14 protein-coding genes are annotated in these 17,066 nt (G+C 69.0%); 9 read left to right on the top strand and 5 right to left on the bottom strand.

All coding sequences use genetic code 11. From position 1 onward, the window contains the following. Positions 1 to 75: 75 nt before the first annotated feature. On the bottom strand, positions 76 to 831 hold the full coding sequence (locus ACYVLP_RS22975) for a hypothetical protein (RefSeq protein WP_460629625.1): 756 nt from the start codon (positions 829 to 831) through the stop codon (positions 76 to 78). A gap of 69 nt (positions 832 to 900) precedes the next feature. Between ACYVLP_RS22975 and cysS the strand changes: the two genes are divergently transcribed. From cysS to ACYVLP_RS22995, 4 genes are all read left to right on the top strand, one after another. Further along, positions 901 to 2,355: a cysteine--tRNA ligase gene (cysS, locus tag ACYVLP_RS22980; RefSeq protein ID WP_460629626.1), complete on the top strand. Its 1,455-nt coding sequence runs from the start codon at positions 901 to 903 to the stop codon at positions 2,353 to 2,355. A gap of 1 nt (position 2,356) precedes the next feature. After that, positions 2,357 to 3,328 (top strand): 23S rRNA (guanosine(2251)-2'-O)-methyltransferase RlmB, encoded by a 972-nt coding sequence (gene rlmB / locus ACYVLP_RS22985; RefSeq protein WP_460629627.1) that lies wholly within the window; start codon positions 2,357 to 2,359, stop codon positions 3,326 to 3,328. 135 nt (positions 3,329 to 3,463) lie between these two features. Beyond that, positions 3,464 to 4,318, top strand: coding sequence for a DUF929 family protein (locus tag ACYVLP_RS22990; protein WP_460629628.1), 855 nt, complete (start codon positions 3,464 to 3,466; stop codon positions 4,316 to 4,318). Positions 4,319 to 4,322: 4 nt separating this feature from the next. After that, positions 4,323 to 4,841 (top strand): vitamin K epoxide reductase family protein, encoded by a 519-nt coding sequence (locus ACYVLP_RS22995; RefSeq protein WP_460629629.1) that lies wholly within the window; start codon positions 4,323 to 4,325, stop codon positions 4,839 to 4,841. On the opposite strand, the gene ACYVLP_RS23000 is transcribed toward ACYVLP_RS22995, so the two are convergent. Next, complete coding sequence (locus ACYVLP_RS23000; protein WP_460629630.1) at positions 4,825 to 6,069, bottom strand: DUF4032 domain-containing protein; 1,245 nt, start codon at positions 6,067 to 6,069, stop codon at positions 4,825 to 4,827. The two genes, ACYVLP_RS22995 and ACYVLP_RS23000, sit on opposite strands and share 17 nt — an antisense overlap. A 139-nt stretch (positions 6,070 to 6,208) precedes the next feature. Continuing rightward, positions 6,209 to 7,312 carry an ABC transporter ATP-binding protein gene (locus ACYVLP_RS23005; protein WP_460629631.1) on the bottom strand — a complete coding sequence of 368 codons (1,104 nt, stop codon included), beginning with the start codon at positions 7,310 to 7,312 and terminating at the stop codon, positions 6,209 to 6,211. A gap of 304 nt (positions 7,313 to 7,616) precedes the next feature. Between ACYVLP_RS23005 and ACYVLP_RS23010 the strand changes: the two genes are divergently transcribed. From ACYVLP_RS23010 to ACYVLP_RS23030, 5 genes are all read left to right on the top strand, one after another. Further along, entirely contained in the window at positions 7,617 to 8,924 is a 1,308-nt protein-coding gene (locus ACYVLP_RS23010) for a sugar ABC transporter substrate-binding protein (RefSeq protein WP_460629632.1), read from the top strand. Positions 8,925 to 9,038: 114 nt separating this feature from the next. After that, complete coding sequence (locus tag ACYVLP_RS23015; RefSeq protein WP_460629633.1) at positions 9,039 to 10,595, top strand: ABC transporter permease subunit; 1,557 nt, start codon at positions 9,039 to 9,041, stop codon at positions 10,593 to 10,595. Position 10,596: 1 nt separating this feature from the next. Then, positions 10,597 to 11,511 carry a sugar ABC transporter permease gene (locus ACYVLP_RS23020; RefSeq protein WP_460629634.1) on the top strand — a complete coding sequence of 305 codons (915 nt, stop codon included), beginning with the start codon at positions 10,597 to 10,599 and terminating at the stop codon, positions 11,509 to 11,511. Then, complete coding sequence (locus ACYVLP_RS23025) at positions 11,508 to 13,400, top strand: glycoside hydrolase family 13 protein (protein ID WP_460629635.1); 1,893 nt, start codon at positions 11,508 to 11,510, stop codon at positions 13,398 to 13,400. The genes ACYVLP_RS23020 and ACYVLP_RS23025 overlap by 4 nt, the downstream gene beginning before the upstream one ends. A 1-nt stretch (position 13,401) precedes the next feature. Continuing rightward, positions 13,402 to 14,415, top strand: a complete 1,014-nt coding sequence (locus ACYVLP_RS23030) for a LacI family DNA-binding transcriptional regulator (protein WP_460629636.1) — start codon at positions 13,402 to 13,404, stop codon at positions 14,413 to 14,415. 237 nt (positions 14,416 to 14,652) lie between these two features. Here ACYVLP_RS23030 and otsB read toward each other — a convergent pair whose 3' ends face one another. Beyond that, complete coding sequence (gene otsB / locus ACYVLP_RS23035; protein ID WP_460629637.1) at positions 14,653 to 15,459, bottom strand: trehalose-phosphatase; 807 nt, start codon at positions 15,457 to 15,459, stop codon at positions 14,653 to 14,655. Next, positions 15,456 to 17,048: an alpha,alpha-trehalose-phosphate synthase (UDP-forming) gene (locus ACYVLP_RS23040; RefSeq protein ID WP_460629638.1), complete on the bottom strand. Its 1,593-nt coding sequence runs from the start codon at positions 17,046 to 17,048 to the stop codon at positions 15,456 to 15,458. Before ACYVLP_RS23040 ends, otsB begins: the two co-directional genes overlap by 4 nt. Positions 17,049 to 17,066: the final 18 nt, after the last annotated feature.

Consider the following 17,066-nt stretch of genomic DNA (forward strand, 5'->3'; position numbering starts at 1 on the left):
TCCCGGTCGAGGTGATGGTCCGGGTCATGGCCCGGACCATCACCTCGACTCGATTACCTCGAACGGTGGGGGAGGTCAGGCGCGCGGGGCGGGGGTGTCGCGCAGCAGGCTGATCTTCTGCCAGATCTTGCGGCTCATCCCATTCGTCAGGTTCTCGATCTCGCTGACCGTGTCGAGCACCAGCGCGTCCGTCGACTCCTCGGCGCAGAGCGCGGCTGCCTTCGCGGTCAGGGAGAGCAGCTCGGAGCAGTAGTCGAGATAGATGCCGTAGTCGCGGACCGACAGTGTGCGCGGGCTGATCACGTCGCGTCCGGCGGGCGTGCCGGCCTCGGTGTCCGGCAGCAGGGCAGCCGGGTCCTTGCTCATCTGGTGCATGTCGATGATGTGTGCCAGCGAGCGGAGGCGGTGCAGGCGGCGGAGCAGCTCGTTGCGGACCAGACGGTCGGCGAGCGACAACAGGAACCAGATGGCGATGCCCGCGAAGACCAGGTCGTTGACGCCGCTCTCGACCACCGGCAGCCACTCGAACGCGTGCAGCGCGCCCCGGTCGCTGACCGCGTCCCGCACGGCCGCACCGACCGTGAGCGCGACGGTCACGATGACGATCACGATGAGCACCCGGCATACCCAGACCACGATGCGGCGACGGCGCGGAGCCGTGCGCTCCCGGTCGAGCAGGTCGTCCACCAGGCGGCCCAGCTGCTCGGTGGACGAGCGCAGGCCGCGGTGGTTCGGGAGGTACTCGTCGATCCGCTCGCCGAGGTAGCGGATGACCGCCCGGACCTCCCGACCGTCGAGTCGCTCGTAGCTGGAGAGCCTCGGCGCAGCCATGTCCGCAGCGTATCGGCAGGCAGGTTCGCGTGGTCGGGCTCGACGGCGAGCGCCGATAGACTTCGGCGGGTGAGCCTACGACTGTTCGACACCGCCACCCGGGAGCTGCGCGACTTCACGCCGCGCGAGGCCGGCAAGGTCGGTATGTACATCTGTGGGCTCACGACGCAGGGCGCACCGCACATCGGGCACATCCGGTTCGCCGTCGCCTTCGACGTGCTCCGGCGGTGGCTCGAGACGGGCCACGGCTTCGACGTGACCCTCGTGCGCAACGTCACCGACATCGACGACAAGGTGCTTCGCAAGGCCGCCGAGGCGGGCGAGCCGTGGTTCGCGCTGACCTATCGCAACGAACGCCTCACCACCGAGGCTCTCGATGCGCTCGGGGTGGAGCCGGCGACGTACGAGCCCCGTGCCACCGGCCACGTGCCCGACATGATCTCGCTCATGGAGACCCTGATCGAAAAGGGTCACGCCTACGTCGCTCCCGACCACAGCGGCGATGTCTACTTCGACGTGAAGTCCTGGCCCGAGTATGGCTCGCTGTCCAACCAGTCGCTCGACGACATGGCCAGCGCCGACGACGCCGACCCGAGAGGCAAGCGAGACCCGCGCGACTTCGCGCTCTGGAAGGGTCGCAAGTCCGACGAGCCGGAGAACGCCTCCTGGCCGACCCCGTTCGGCCCAGGCCGCCCGGGCTGGCATCTCGAGTGCTCGGCCATGGCCCGGCGCTGGCTCGGTGACGAGTTCGACATCCACGGCGGCGGCATCGACCTGCGGTTCCCACACCACGAGAACGAGCAGGCCCAGTCGCGCGCCGCCGGGCTCGGGTTCGCCCGGTACTGGCTGCACAACGGCTGGGTCACGGTCAAGGGCGAGAAGATGGGCAAGTCGCTCGGCAACGCTCTCGAGGTGCGCCACCTGCTCGAGCACACCCGCCCGATCGTGCTGCGCTACTACCTCACCGCGGCGCATTACCGCTCGATGATCGAGTACCACTCGGGCTCGCTCGAGGAAGCGGCCGCGGCGGTCGAGCGCATCGAGGGGTTCCTCGAGCGAGCCGCCCGGAGGGCTCCCGGTCACCAGATCCACGCGGCGGCATCCCTCCCGCAGGAGTTCGTGGCGTCGATGGACGACGACCTCGGGGTGTCCGGCGCCCTTGCCGTGGTGCACGACACCGTCCGCGCCGGCAACAGCGCGCTCGACGAGGACGACGACGAGGCGGCCCTCACCGCGGCTGCGTCCGTCGTCGCGATGACCGACGTGCTCGGCGTGAACCCGCTTGCGTCGCACTGGAGCTCCCGTGATGCGGCCGCCGACGACGCCGCCGCCGAGGCAGCGCTCGACGCGCTGGTCCAGGTCCAGCTGGACGCGCGGCAGGCGGCACGTCAGGAGCGCGACTTCGCCCGTGCCGACGAGATCCGCGACCATCTGGCCGTCGTCGGCATCGCCATCACTGACACGCCGTCCGGACCGCAATGGTCGCTGGTCCGCCCAGAGCGCGGCAACGGAACGGGGGCCTGACATGGCTGGGAACTCACAGCGGCGCGGTGCGGTGCGCAAGGGCGGCAAGAAGCCGACGGTCGGCTCGGGGGGCCAGCGCAAGCGCGGCCTCGAGGGCAAGGGGCCGACCCCCAAGGCGGTCGACCGGGAGTACCACGCGGCACACAAGCGCGCCAGAACCGTCGCCAAGCGCTCGGGCCACCCCCAGACCGGTGGGCGCGCTGGGGCCGGGGCGCGACCGAGCCGGCGTGCCAAGGGATCGAGCGAGATCGTCGCCGGCCGCAACTCCGTCGTCGAGGCGCTGCGCGCCGACATCCCCGTGTCGACGATGTACATCGCGACGCGGATCGAATCCGACGACCGGGTCAAGGAGGCGCTCAAGCTCGCCAGCGAGCGGGGTCTGGCCATTCTCGAGACGCCCCGGGGTGAGCTCGACCGGCTGACCGACGGCGCGGTGCACCAGGGGCTGGCGCTGCAGGTGCCGCCGTACGACTACGCCGACCCGGCGGACCTCATCGATCCTGAGCAGCCCGGCATACCTCTCGTGGTGGCTCTCGACGGCATCACCGACCCTCGCAACCTCGGGGCGATCATCCGTTCGGTCGCCGCCTTCGGCGGCCACGGCGTGGTCGTGCCGGAGCGGCGGTCGGTCGGGATGACCGCATCCGCGTGGAAGACGTCCGCCGGGGCCGCGGCGCGCATCCCGGTCGCCAAGGCCGGCAACCTCACCCGCGCGCTCGAGGAGTTCAAGAAGGCCGGTTTCTTCGTGCTCGGCCTCGACATGGACGGCGACGTCGACCTGCCCGACCTGTCGCTGGCCTCGGAGCCGCTCGTCATCGTCACCGGCTCGGAGGGCAAGGGCCTCTCCCGGCTGGTACGGGAGACCTGCGACCAGATCGTGTCGATCCCGATGAGCTCGGCCGTCGAGTCGCTCAACGCCGGGCTCGCGACCGGCGTGACGCTCTACGAGATCGCCCGGCAGCGCCGCCGCTGAGGTCCGCGGGAACTCATCGGCCCTTCCCGACGCTTGATCAGTGGACCCCGGTACAGTGCTCTCGGCGCGACAACTACGCTACGTAGTATTGGGCCCGCACCGCGCCGGGGCATGACGACGACCAAAGGAACCATTGTGGCCAAGAGCAACCGCGCCGAGACAGCGGCTCGGGCAGCGCAGCTGCGCGCCGAGGCGGCTCGACAGGAGCGACAGCGCAAGCAGGTGATCGCGGCGGCCGTCGCGGTCGTGGTCGTCATCATCGCGGTGACCCTCGGTGTCGTCATCGCCAACCGGCCCAAGCCGGCCGCTCCGGCGGCCACCGGCGCGGACGCGGCGCTCGCCAAGCTGACGACGCTGCCCGTCTCGACGCTCGACTCCGCGGTCGCCCCGACGCCTTCGCAGGCTCCCCAGCCGCTGCAGGGCGGCACGCCCCTGACCCAGGACGGCAAGCCCAAGGTGCTCTACGTCGGCGCCGAGTACTGCCCGTTCTGCGCCATGGAGCGCTGGGCCCTGATCGGAGCGATGTCGAGGTTCGGCACGTTCAGCGGGCTGACCCCCACGACGAGCTCCTCGACCGACGTGCACCCGGACACCCCGACGTGGTCGTTCGCCAAGGCCAAGTTCGACAGCGACAAGCTGGCCTTCGAGGCGGTGGAGACCCAGGACCGTGAGGGACAGCCGCTGCAGACCCTCGACGGCGAGAACCTGGCGCTGTTCACCAAGCACAACCCTGGTGGCGGCATCCCGTGGATCACCTACGGCGGCACCCACGCCACCAGCGGCGCGACGGTCGACGCCAACGCCCTCGACGGCAAGACGTACGACCAGATCATCGCCGGCATCCAGGACCCGAAGTCCGACATCGGCAAGGCGATGGACCCCGCGATCAACATGATCTCCGCGCAGCTGTGCCAGCTGACCAAGGGCCAGCCGACCAACGTGTGTACGAGCCCGGGCGTCATGTCCGCGAGCGTGCTGCTGAAGAACTGACGACATGAGCCGCCAGAGCACGGCCTCGGCCGAGCAGACCCAGTTCGTCCGCGTCCGGCCCCGCTGGCTCGCCCCCACCTCGCTCGTGCTCGTCATCATCGGGCTCGGGACGTCGGTCTACCTCACCTACGAGCACTCCACGAACAACGCGACCCTCGCGTGCAGCATCGGCGGCATCATCGACTGCGCGAAGGTGACCACGAGCGCGTGGAGCACCTTCATGGGTGTCCCGGTCGCGCTGCTCGGGCTGGTCTTCTTCGTGGTCGCGCTCGGCCTCTGTCTGCCGAGGACGTGGCGGCGGCCAGAGGGCTGGCTCGACGCAGTCCGCCTCGTCTGGGTGACCATCGGTCTCGGGATGGTGCTCTACCTGGTCTGGGCCGAGCTCTTCCGGATCAACGCGATCTGCCTGTGGTGCACGGCGGTTCACGTGGCGACCTTCGCGCTGTGGATGGTCGTGCTCTTCGGGCAGATCCTGTCGGGTCCCGTGGAGAAGCAGGAGGCGAGGGTCAGTCGAGGCGGCTGATGACCGGCAGCTCCATCGTGTCGACACCGAGCACGGCCTTCTCCTCGGGCTTCTTCGGCAGCACCGTCGCGACGTAGTCGCGCAGCGCATCCTCGATCGGCATGTCGTGGCCGGCGCGCTCGCTGAGATACCAGCGGTGCTCCAGCACCTCGTGGAACAGCTCGGCTGACTCGAGACGCCCGAGCAGCTCACGCGGGACCGCCCGCGTCGTCGGCTCGTAGACCCGGGCGAGCCACTCGTGGGCGACGAGCTCCTCGTCGACGCCCTGTTGGTCGGTGGCCGCGGAGTAGGCGTCCAGATCGTTGAGCAGGCGGCGGGCCTGGTTCTCGCCGACATCGAGCCCCGTGAGCCGGAGCAGGCGGCGGGAGTGGTGGCCCGCATCGACGACCTTCGGGGTGATCTGGATCTCGGTGCCGCCGATGTCGGTCCGGATCGAGAGCTCGTCGACGTCGAAGCCCAGCTCGTTGAGCCGCCGGATGCGCTCGTCGACCCGCCACCGGTCACCGAGCTCGAAACGCTCGGTGCCGGTCAGCGCCTGCCACAGCGAGTGGTAGCGGTCGATGATCGATCCGGACACCTCGAACGGGTCGGCCTGCTCCTCGAGGAAACCGCCCGCCGCGAGGTCCATCAGCTCCCCGGCGATGTTGACGCGGGCGATGTCGAGGTCGTGCTCCCGCTGCCCGTCAGACAGCCGCGGGTGGAGCTCGCCGGTCTCGGCGTCGACGAGGTATGCCGCGAACGCGCCGGCGTCGCGCCGGAACAGTGTGTTGGACAGGGACACATCTCCCCACCAGAAGCCCTCGAGGTGAAGCCGGACGAGCAGTAGGGCGAGGGCGTCCATGAGGCGCACCGCCGTGTCGGGTCGCAGGTTCTGGCTGTAGAGGGCGCGGTACGGCAGCGAGAACTGCAGGTGCCGCGTGACCAGGCAGGCGTCGAGCGGCTCGCCGTCGTCGGTCGCCCGGCCGTGCACCACCCCGAACGGCTCGACGGAGGGCACCTCCAGCCGGCGCAGGTTGCGCAGCATGGCGTACTCGCGGTCGGCGATGTCGTCCTTGATCTCCTTGACGGCCAGCACGCGGTTGCCGAGCCGGACGAACCGGACCACGTGCCGGGAGATGCCGCGCGGGAGCGCCGCGAGCGTGCTCTCCGGCCACTCCTCCAGGGGTGTCGACCAGGGCAGGTCGAGCAGGGCCGACTCCGGCCGGGCCGTGGTGATCTCGAGAGTCACGCACCCATCGTGGCACGCGGCACCTCGAGGCGTCGTTCGAGTCCGCGGAGCGGTGCCAGGTGCCGCAACGGCGCTGGGCCGGCCCCCGTCGACGGGAGCCGGCCCAGCGGCATACCGGCTCGGAAAGCCGGCTCGTGCGTCAGTCGCCCAGGCGGATGCCCGACTCGGCGTTGAACAGGTGGACGTGACCCTGCTTGGGCCGAAGGTTCACGACCTGGCCCTTCTCCGGGGGACGGCGGCCGTCGACGCGCGCGATGAACGGCGTGGACATCTCCTCGGTGCCGTCGGAGTCAACCTGGTGTGCCTTGGTGGAGCCGTAGATGTACGCGTCGGCACCGAGCTCCTCGACCACGTCGACCGTGACCGCGACGCCGTGGCCGTCCTCGGCAACCTCGAGGTCCTCGGGGCGAACACCGAGCGTCACGTGCGAGCCGGCGTCCTTGAGGTGTTCACGCTCGACGGGCAGCGTGTGGCCGCCGAGGTCGACGCCGCCGTCGACGATGGGCACGTCGAGCAGGTTCATCGCCGGCGAGCCGATGAAGCCCGCGACGAAGACGTTGGCGGGGTGGTCGTACATGCGGCGCGGGCTGTCGCACTGCTGGAGGATGCCGTCCTTGAGGACCGCGACGCGGTCACCCATCGTCATGGCCTCGACCTGGTCGTGCGTGACGTAGACCGTCGTGACACCGAGCCGGCGCTGCAGCGAGGCGATCTGGGTGCGCGTCTGGACGCGGAGCTTGGCGTCGAGGTTCGACAGCGGCTCGTCCATGAGGAACACCTGGGGCGAGCGGACGATCGCGCGGCCCATGGCCACACGCTGCCGCTGACCACCGGAGAGGGCCTTCGGCTTGCGCTCGAGGTAGGGGGTGAGGTCGAGGATCTTGGCGGCCTCCTCGACGCGCTTGCGGATCTCCGCCTTGTCGACGCCGGCGATCTTGAGCGCGAAGCCCATGTTGTCGGCCACCGACATGTGCGGGTAGAGCGCGTAGTTCTGGAACACCATCGCGACGTCGCGGTCCTTGGGGGACAGGTTCGTCACGTCGCGGTCACCGATCAGGATGCGGCCGCCGTTGACCTCTTCGAGGCCGGCGAGCATGCGCAGGGACGTGGACTTGCCACACCCGGAGGGACCGACGAGAACGAGGAACTCTCCGTCCGCGATCTCGATGTTGAGCTTGTCGACCGACGGGACCGGGTTGCCCGGGTACTGCCTCGTCGCGTTGTCGAACGTCACTGTTGCCATGGCTTCATTGCCTTCCTTCACCGGCAGGAACGTGCCGGACGATCCGTTGTAAAGGGAACCCACCCGGGTGAGCGGGCATCGCCATCATGTCCCATGCGGGCGGGGTTGACCACCCCAGGTCCACCGGCGAGTCCGTCCGAGGGGGTCCGTATGCCGTCCGCGTCGTTGCCGTCCTGAGCCCAGGATGTGTCCAGAACGTTGCAAAAACTTGCTGCAAGAGCCGGTGGCCCATACTGCAAGTTCTTGCTACATTCGGCGCCACAACCGGTGGCGGCGTGTGCCACCAGGCTTCAAAGGAGAATCCATGCACAAGCGTGCGCTCGGTGCTGCAGCCGTCACGGGTGTTGCCGCCCTGGCCCTCAGCGCCTGCGGTGGGTCGACGCCCTCCGCGTCTCAGACCCCCGCTGGATCGACGACCACGACGACCTCCGCGGCCCCCGCACCGGCGAGCACGACTGCTGCCCCGGTTCGTGACGCCTCGGTCGACCTCGTGATCTGGACCGACAACGACCGTGCGGCGGCGATCCAGAAGTACGCCGACCAGTTCGGCCAGGAGCAGGGCATCAAGGTCGCCGTCCAGGTGGCCCCCGACGTCCGCGCCAACTTCAAGGACGCGACGAACGCCGGCAAGGGCCCTGACGTCATCGTCGGTGCGCACGACTGGCTCGGCGAGCTCGTCCAGAACAACGCCGTGTCGCCGATCAACCTCGCGCCCGACATCCAGGCCAAGTTCGCTCCGGACGCCATCAAGGCCACCAAGTTCAACGGCCAGATCTACGGCGTCCCCTACGCCGTCGAGAACATCGGCCTGGTCCGCAACACCGCGCTCGCGCCGAACGCTCCCGCGAGCTACGAGGACATGATCACCAAGGGCAAGGCCCTGATGGCTGCTGGCAAGGCCGACGGCATCGTCGTCCAGGAGGTCGGCAAGACCGGTAACGCCTACTACACGTACCCCTACCTCAAGGCGTTCGACGGCGGCATCTTCGCGCAGAAGTCCAACGGCGACTACGACCCGAACAAGGTCATCGTCAACAGCCCCGGCTCGATCAAGGGTGCCAACGAGCTCGCGAAGCTCGGCAAGGAGAAGGTCCTGACGACCAACGTCGACGGCACCAACTCCGACGCGCTCTTCGACTCCGGCAAGTACCCGTACTACATCACCGGCCCGTGGGCCATCGACAAGGCCAAGAAGGCGAACATCAAGTACGCCATCTCGCCGCTGCCGACGCTCAACGGCGGAAAGATGGAGCCGTTCCTCGGCGTCCAGATGTTCTACGTCTCGTCCAAGGCCAAGAACAAGGCCTTCGCCGAGGAGTTCGTCACCAAGTACGTCCCGAACAAGGACCTGCAGGTCGACCTGTTCAACGTTGGTCACCGTCCGCCGGCCCTGACCGAGGCCTACCAGGAGGTCGCCAAGAGCGACCCCGACGTCGCCGCCTGGTTCCAGGCCGGCCAGGGCGCCCTGCCGATGCCGAACATTCCCGCCATGAACTCGGTGTGGGGCCCGCTCGGCCAGGCCGGTGCTGACGTGATCTCCCAGAAGACCGGCCCGAAGGCCCGCTTCGACGCCGCCGCGCAGGAGATCATCGCGAACATCGCCAAGGGCTGACGTCCCGACGTCACCTGAGCAAACCCCGCGGGCGGTGACCGAGAGCGCATCTCTTGGTCGCCGCCCGCGGAGCCGCCCCCGCCGCCGCTCCTCCTCCTTGACGGAGATTCAACGATGAATCGCTCCCCTTACGTCGTGCTCAAATGGGTCATCATCGTGGCCGTGATGGCCGTGATCATCTACATGGCCGGCCTGTTCGCCGCGAACGGCCAGCTGCTCGGCACGGTTGTCCTCGGCCTCGTCGGCCTCGCCGTGCTCCTTATCTACGCCTCGCGCCGCAACGTCCCGGCGAAGTACCTCTTCCCGGGCCTCGTCTTCTTCCTCGCCTTCCAGATCTGGCCGGCGGTCTTCACGGCCACGACGGCGTTCACCAACTGGGGCGACGGCCACAGCCTCACCAAGGAAGAGTCGATCAAGGCGATCGTCTCCTCGTCGGTCGAGGAGGTGCAGGGCCAGCCGCGCTACGCCCTCAGCGTCGCGGTCAAGGCCGGCGACGACGTCACCACGGGTGAACCGGTCTACATCCTGACCAACCCGACGACCGACAAGGTGTATGCCGGCACGAAGGACGGGCTCACCGAGCTCCCTGCCAGCGACGTGACCAAGGGGGCCACGGGTCGCGTCACGGCGGTCAACGGCTACACGATCCTCAACGGCCGACAGGTCAATGCCCGCCAGGACCTCGACGACTTCGCGGTCCCGACGACGGGCGGTGCGGCGATCAAACGGGTGGGCCTCTCCGAGGCTTTCGAAGGCAAACCCGCCGCGACGTACGACCCCAGGACGGACCGGATCACCGACACCCGCACGGAGGCCAGCGGCCAGCCGGCGAAGGTCTACGGGCCGTCGAACGCGTCGTGGGTCAACGTCTCGGACTCGACCGACAAGCTTCCGCAGGGCTGGAAGGAGAACGTCGGCTTCAAGAACTTCACCAACGCCCTGACCAACGAGACGCTCCGAGCCGGCTTCCTCAAGATCTTCGGCTGGAACCTGCTGTTCGCCTTCATGTCGGTGCTGACGACGTTCCTGCTCGGCCTGGCGCTCGCGCTGCTGTTCAACGACGAACGGCTCAAGGGCAGGCGGGTGATGCGGACGCTGCTCGTGCTGCCCTACGCGCTGCCCGGCTTCGTCTCCGCGCTGGTCTGGGCCTCGATGTTCAACCAGCAGTTCGGTCTGATCAACAACGCGCTCGGCCTTGATGTCGACTGGCTCGGCAACGGCTACGCGGCCAAGGTGGCCATCCTCATCGCCAACCTGTGGCTCGGCTTCCCGTACATGTTCATCGTGTGCACGGGCGCTCTGCAGGCGATCCCGGGCGACGTCAAGGAGGCTGCGGCGATCGACGGTGCCAGCGGGTTCCGCACCATCCGGTCGATCGTCATGCCGCTGGTCCTGGTCGCGGTCGGTCCGCTGCTCATCGCGTCGTTCGCCTTCAACTTCAACAACTTCACCGTGATCTACCTCATGACCGAGGGCGGTCCGTTCGAGAACAACCAGAGCGCGATCGGGTCGACCGACCTGCTCATCACCTACGCGTACCGCCTCGCCTTCACCAGCGCCGCACCGAACTTCGGGTATGCCGCGGCGATCTCGATCTTCATCTTCATGATCGTGGCCGTGCTGTCCTACGTCGGCTTCCGTCAGACCAAGGCCCTGGAAGAGGTGAACTGACATGAGCACCACCACGACCTCCGGCATCACCACTTCCGCCGAGCTCGAGGCCGCCAACGTCGTCCACGCCGTCGGCGAGAAGAAGCGCTCGGGCACCTGGTGGAAGTACGTCCTGGCCATCATCGCGCTCATCTGGGCGCTCTTCCCGATCGTGTTCATCGTCTCGGCGGCGTTCAACCCGTCGGGCACCCTGAGCACGACGCAGCTGCTGCCGAACAACATCGGCACCGACAACTTCACCCAGCTGTTCGACATCCGGCCGTACTGGGCCTGGTACAAGAACACGCTCTTCATCGCCGGCGTGGGTGCGTTCGCCAGCGTCTTCATCGGTGCGGCAGCGGCATACGCCTTCTCGCGGATGCGCTTCTACGGCCGCCGCGGCGGCCTCATGACGCTGCTGCTCGCGCAGATGTTCCCGGTGATGCTCGCGTTCGTCGCGATGTACCTCACCTTCGACTACATCGGCGACTCGATCCCCGCCATCGGCCTGAACACCCAGATCGGCCTGATGATCGCCTACCTCGGCGGCGCCATGGGCGCCAACGTGTGGCTCTTCAAGGGCTATTTCGACACGGTGCCGCGCGAGCTCGACGAGGCGGCCAAGGTCGACGGCGCGAGCCACGCCAGGATCTTCTTCACGATCATCCTGCGGCTGGTGCTGCCGATCCTGGCGACCGTCGGGATGCTCGCGTTCGTCGGGCTCTTCAGCGAGTTCCTCCTTGCGAGCATCTTCCTCAAGGACGCCGAGAACCAGACCCTGGCCGTCGGCCTGTGGGCCCTGCTCAAGGCGGACAAGAACAAGTACTTCGGCCCCTTCTGCGCGGGCGCGCTGCTCGCGTCGGTGCCGGTCATGGCTCTCTACTTCGCCGTCCAGCGGTTCCTCGTCGGCGGACTCACCGCAGGTTCGGTCAAGTGAGCCCTGCCCCGGCCCGCCAGCACGCGTGGCTGACCCAGCCACACCACGACGGGTCGGGGCGGTACGTCTCCAACCAGACGCCCCGCCTCGGCGACCGCGTCGACCTGCTCGTGCGCGTGCCGCTCGAGTGCGAGATCGACTCGGTGCACGTGCGCACCGCTCCCGACGGGGAGAACCAGTTCCGCAGCGCCCGCCTCGTCAAGACGACCGCCACCGACGCGTGGTGGAAGGTCACGGTGGTCTGCCACAACCCGGTCACCAACTACCGGTTCCTGCTCGTCGGCGGCCCGACGAAGTACGCGTGGCTCAACGGCACCGGTGTGCACCACCGGGACGTGCCGGATGCGAGCGACTTCCGCCTCGTGGCCGGCGACGCGCCGCCACCGGACTGGTCCCTCGACTGCGTCGTCTACCAGATCTTCCCCGACCGCTTCGCCCGCTCGCGGGCTGCCGACCGGCGGGAGTTGCCGGACTGGGCGATCCCCGCCAGCTGGGACGCACCCGTCGACACGAGCTCGAAAGCCGTCGCCCACCAGTTCTACGGCGGAGACCTCGACGGTGTCATCGAGCACCTCGACCACCTCGAGTCGCTCGGCGTCGACGTCATCTACTTCACGCCGTTCTTCCCCGCCCGGTCCAACCACCGCTACGACGCCACGACCTTCGACAGGGTCGACCCGCTCGTCGGCGGTGACGCGGCGCTGCGCCGGCTCACGGCCGCGGCGCACGCGCGGGGCATGAAAGTCATGGGCGACTTCACGACGAACCACACGGGCAACGCCCACGAGTGGTTCCTCGCGGCCGCCGGTCCCGACGGTCGCAAGCGGCCCGAGCGCGGCTACTACATCTGGGAGGACGGCGACTACGTCGCGTGGCTCGGGGTGCGGTCGCTGCCGAAGCTGAACCACCTCGACCACGACCTGCGCAAGCGGATCTTCGAGGACCGCAACGGCGTCGTGCGCAGGTGGCTCGGGCGCAGCGGCAGTCTCGACGGGTGGCGGGTCGATGTCGCCAACATGACCGGGCGCTGGCGCGCGACCGACGTCAACCACGAGGTCGCCCGGCAGATGCGCGGCTCACTCGCGCGGTGGGCGCCCGAGGCACTGCTCGTCGGCGAGCACTTCCACGACTACACCCACGACATCCCGGGCGACGGCTGGCACGGCGTGATGAACTACGCCGGCTTCTGCAAGCCGGTGTGGAACTGGCTGCGCCAGGAGGACGAGGACCCCATGACCATGGGGGCCCCGGCACCGCTGCCGGTCCTCGAGGCCGGTGCGGTCGTGGAGACGATGCGCGACTTCACCTCCCGCATCGCATGGCAGTCGCTCGTCCGCTCCTGGAACCTTGTCGGCTCGCACGACGTGACCCGCATCCGCACGCTGGTCGGGGACGACCCGAGGCTCGTGGACGTCGCCGCCGGACTGCTGTTCACCATGCCGTCGATGCCGATGATGACGTACGGCGACGAGATCGGGATGGAGGGTGCGTTCGGCGAGGACGGCCGGCGCACCATGCAGTGGGACGGAAATGGCTGGGACACGAGGATTCTCGAGGTCTACCGTGGCCTCATCGCCGCGCGGCACAGGTCGGTCGCGCTGCGCCGGGGTGGCTTGCGCTGGGTTCATGCCGACGGCGACGCCATCGTGTTCCTGCGAGAGACGCTCGACGAGGTGGCCCTCGTGCACGTGGCGCGAGGGGCTCACGAGCCGATCGTGCTCGACACGCGGCATCTAGCCGGGATCGACACGGGCACACCGACATACGGATCCGCACCGAAGGTCGGGACGCGGGCTGTCACACTGAGCGCTGGGGGGCCGCTTGTCAGGGTATGGACGTGGAAGCCGGGCGACGAGGGGGCCCGCCTCCCGCGGCGAAGGAGGAGGTGACGTGAAGGCACGGCTGAAGGACATTGCTGACCAGGCGAACGTCTCCGAAGCGACGGTCTCACGCGTCCTCAACGGGAAGCCAGGGGTCGCAGAGTCGACCCGCCAGGCGGTCCTGACCGCACTGGACGTGCTGGGCTACGACCGTCCAAGTCGCCTGCGGCGAAAGAGCGCCGGGCTCGTCGGGCTCATCGTCCCCGAGCTGACGAACCCGATCTTCCCGGCGTTCGCCCAGATCATCGAGAACTCCCTCGCGCAGAACGGATACACCCCGGTGCTCTGCACGCAGGTCGCCGGCGGAGTGCACGAGGACGACTACGTCCAGATGCTGCTCGAACGCGGCGTGGCCGGGATCATCTTCATCTCCGGGCTGCACGCGGACACGACGACCGACCCGGACCGCTACGTCGCGCTCCGTGAGCGTGGTCTCCCGCTCGTGCTCGTCAACGGGTACATCGAAGGTGTCGACGCGCCGTTCATCTCCAACGACGACGTCGCGTCGATGGGCCTCGCGTTGGAGCACCTGGTCAGCCTGGGGCACAAGGAGATCGGGCTGGCTGTGGGGCCGGACCGCTACGTGCCGGTCATCAGGAAGATCGCCGGCTTCCGCCATTCGATGCAGGAGCTGACCGGCCGCTCGGACGTCGACCACCTCATCGAGCGGTCGCTGTTCTCCGTCGAGGGCGGGGCGACCGCGGCCGGGCGCCTGCTCGACCGAGGCGCGACCGCCGTCGTGTGCGGGTCCGACCTGATGGCGCTCGGTGCGATCCGTGAGGCACGCAAGAGGGGCCTTCAGGTGCCGCGGGACTTCTCCGTCGTGGGCTATGACGACTCGACGCTCATCGCGTTCACCGACCCGCCGCTGACGACGGTCCGGCAGAGCGTCAACGCGATGAGCGCGGCGACCGTGCGCGCCCTCCTGGACGAGATCGCCGGCCAGCCGTCGCCTCGGGCCGAGTATGTCTTCCGGCCTGAACTCGTCGTCCGCGGCTCGACGGGCGCCGTCCGCAGCCGCTGACTCGCCTTTCCACCGTCGAGTGGGCGCTCCGTCCCACGAGTTCCAGCGGAATCGCACCTTCCGCTGGAACGGGTGGGACGGAGCGCCCACTCGACGAAGAGGTGTGGGACGGAGCGCCCACTCGACGAAGAGGTGTGGGACGGAGCGCCCACTCGAGGAAGAGGTGTGGGACGGAGCGCCCACTCGAGGAAGAGGTGTGGGACGGAGGGCTCGAGGAAGAGGTGTGGGACGGGGCGCTCACTCGACGGTGGCGTGGGCGGCGGAGCGCAGCGACAGGAGGCGCTCCAGCAGGCCGGCGACCGCGGCCTCGTCGTCGACGCGGTAGTGCGCGGCCGTCGAGCCGGCGCCGACCTTGACGGTGACGTCGTCCGGCCGGGTCATCCGCATGAAGGCGTCCTCGTCGGTGACGTCGTCGCCGAGGTAGACGCGCGCAACGGCGCCCACGTGCCGCCCGAGCGCAGTGACGGCCGAGCCCTTGTCGGCGTGCGACACCGTCAGCTCCAGGACCGACTTGCCCTTGAGCACCTTGACCCCGGCGTGGTCGAGTGCGACGCGTCGGGCATCTGCGATGGCAGCCTCGGAGACGTCGTGCGGCAGCCCACGGGTGTGCACGACGACCGCGGCGGTCTTGTACTCGATGCCGGCCGCCGGATGGTGCTCCTTGACGAGCGCTTCGATGTCGTCGCGCAGCATCGCCAAGGTCGCCTCGTCGTCTGGTGTCACCGCGGCGGCCTCCATCGCGGATCGCACTGCCTCACTTGAGGACTCGGCTCCGTGGCTGCCGATCAGGACGATCGGCTCGGCGGGGTCGATGCCGGTCAGAAGGCGCAGAGTGTCGAGGTCACGGCCAGAGACGACTGCGACGTGGACGCCCTCGAGGGCGGCCAGGGCGCGCAGCGTGTCGACCGTGCCGGGCAGCGGCGTCGCCTGCATCGGGTCGGCATGGAACGGCGCGAGCACCCCGTCGAAGTCGGTCGCGACGAGAAGCGGTGTGGCCGCGGCCGCGTGCTCGAGCACCTCGTCCGAGGGTGCGACGGCGCTCATGCCCCGGCCACGTTGTCGTCGTGGGCCGTTGGTCCGGCCGACGCGCCGGCCGGACGGTCCGTCGCACCGTGGGTCCTGCTGGGGCCGTCGGCGTCGGTCGGGCCGGGCCCGCCCCCGTCCAGGTCGGGCGAGCCGTTGGCGGAGCCGTCGACGCCGAAGCCGCGACGGTCGTAGCGCGGCATGTCGGGCGCCGCATCGAGGGCCGCCAGGTAACGGCTGGCCCACCGCTGGACGTCGTGGTCGGAGACGCGGCGGCGTAGCGCACGCATGATGCGCTGCTTGTCCCTGGCCGGGGTGTTGATCGCCCGCATGATCGTCTGCTTCAGGCCCTCGATGTCGTGGGGGTTGCAGGCGAACGCCTGGTGGAGCTCGTGCCAGGCGCCGGTGAACTCCGACAGCACGAGCGCCCCGCCGAGGTCGTGCCTGCAGGTGACGTACTCCTTCGCGACGAGGTTCATCCCGTCGCGCAGGGGCGTGACCAGCATGACGTCCGCGGCCTGGAACAGCGCCGCCATCTCGTCGCGCGGATACGAGTGGTGCAGATAGTGCACCGCCGGCGCGCCGATCTTGCCGAGGTCACCGTTGATCCGGCCCACGGTCTGCTCGATCTCCTCGCGCAGGATGCGGTAGGACTCGACGCGCTCACGGCTCGGCGTCGCGACCTGGACGAGGGTGGCCTCGGGTGGCTCGAGTCGGCCCTCGGCGAGCAGCTCCTCGTAGGCCTTGAGCCGGTGCCTGATGCCCTTGGTGTAGTCGAGGCGGTCGACTCCGAGCATGAGCACCTTCGGGTTCCCGAGGCTCGACCGGATCTCCTTGGCGCGTGCCATCACCTCGGGCTGCTTCGCCAGCGCCTCCAGACCCTTGAAGTCGACGGAGATGGGGATGGCCGCGGCACGAACCTGCCGTTGCGACCCCTCCACCGTCACCAGGTCGCGCCGCGTGGGCGCGCCGAGCAGCTGCCGGCACGCCCGGACGAAGTTGCGGGCGTCGGCCTGTCGCTGGAAGCCGAGGAAGTCGGCGCCCAGCAGGCCCTCGAGCAGCTGGGTGCGCCAGGGGAGCTGGGCGAAGAGCTCGACCGGCGGGAACGGGATGTGGTTGAACCAGCCGATCCGCACGTCCGGGCGGAGTCGGCGCACGATCGAGGGGACGAGCTGGAGCTGGTAGTCCTGGATCCACACGCGCGCGCCCGGCGCGGCCACCTCTGCGACGGCTTCGGCGAACCGGGCGTTGACCCGCTGGTAGCTGTACCACCAGTCCCGGTGGAACGACGCGGGCACGATGACGTCGTGGTAGATCGGCCACAGCGTGTCGTTGGAGAAGCCCTCGTAGTAGTCCCGGATGTCCGCGGCCGACAGCGCCACGGGATGCAGGTGTATGCCGTCCGACTCGAAGGGCTCGGGCGCGTCCCCCGAGTCCCCGGCCCAGCCCACCCAGGCGCCCGGCTCGTCGCGCATGACCGACTCCATCGCCGTCACGAGCCCGCCCGGGCTGCGGCGCCACTCGTCCTCTCCGGTGTCGGACACCACCTTGTCGACGGGCAGGCGGTTCGCTGCGATGACCAGGTCGAACGTCGGCCGGGGGGACGGCACGCAATCAGCTCCTGAGGG

It is taken from the genome of Intrasporangium mesophilum (assembly GCF_054783095.1).

Coding starts and splice junctions, on each gene's coding strand:
- ACYVLP_RS22975 (WP_460629625.1), bottom strand. CDS start 831: ATGGCTGCGCCGAGGCTCTCCAGCTACGAGCGACTCGACGGTCGGGAG.
- rlmB (WP_460629627.1), top strand. CDS start 2,357: ATGGCTGGGAACTCACAGCGGCGCGGTGCGGTGCGCAAGGGCGGCAAG.
- ACYVLP_RS22995 (WP_460629629.1), top strand. CDS start 4,323: ATGAGCCGCCAGAGCACGGCCTCGGCCGAGCAGACCCAGTTCGTCCGC.
- ACYVLP_RS23005 (WP_460629631.1), bottom strand. CDS start 7,312: ATGGCAACAGTGACGTTCGACAACGCGACGAGGCAGTACCCGGGCAAC.
- ACYVLP_RS23010 (WP_460629632.1), top strand. CDS start 7,617: ATGCACAAGCGTGCGCTCGGTGCTGCAGCCGTCACGGGTGTTGCCGCC.
- ACYVLP_RS23015 (WP_460629633.1), top strand. CDS start 9,039: ATGAATCGCTCCCCTTACGTCGTGCTCAAATGGGTCATCATCGTGGCC.
- ACYVLP_RS23020 (WP_460629634.1), top strand. CDS start 10,597: ATGAGCACCACCACGACCTCCGGCATCACCACTTCCGCCGAGCTCGAG.
- otsB (WP_460629637.1), bottom strand. CDS start 15,459: ATGAGCGCCGTCGCACCCTCGGACGAGGTGCTCGAGCACGCGGCCGCG.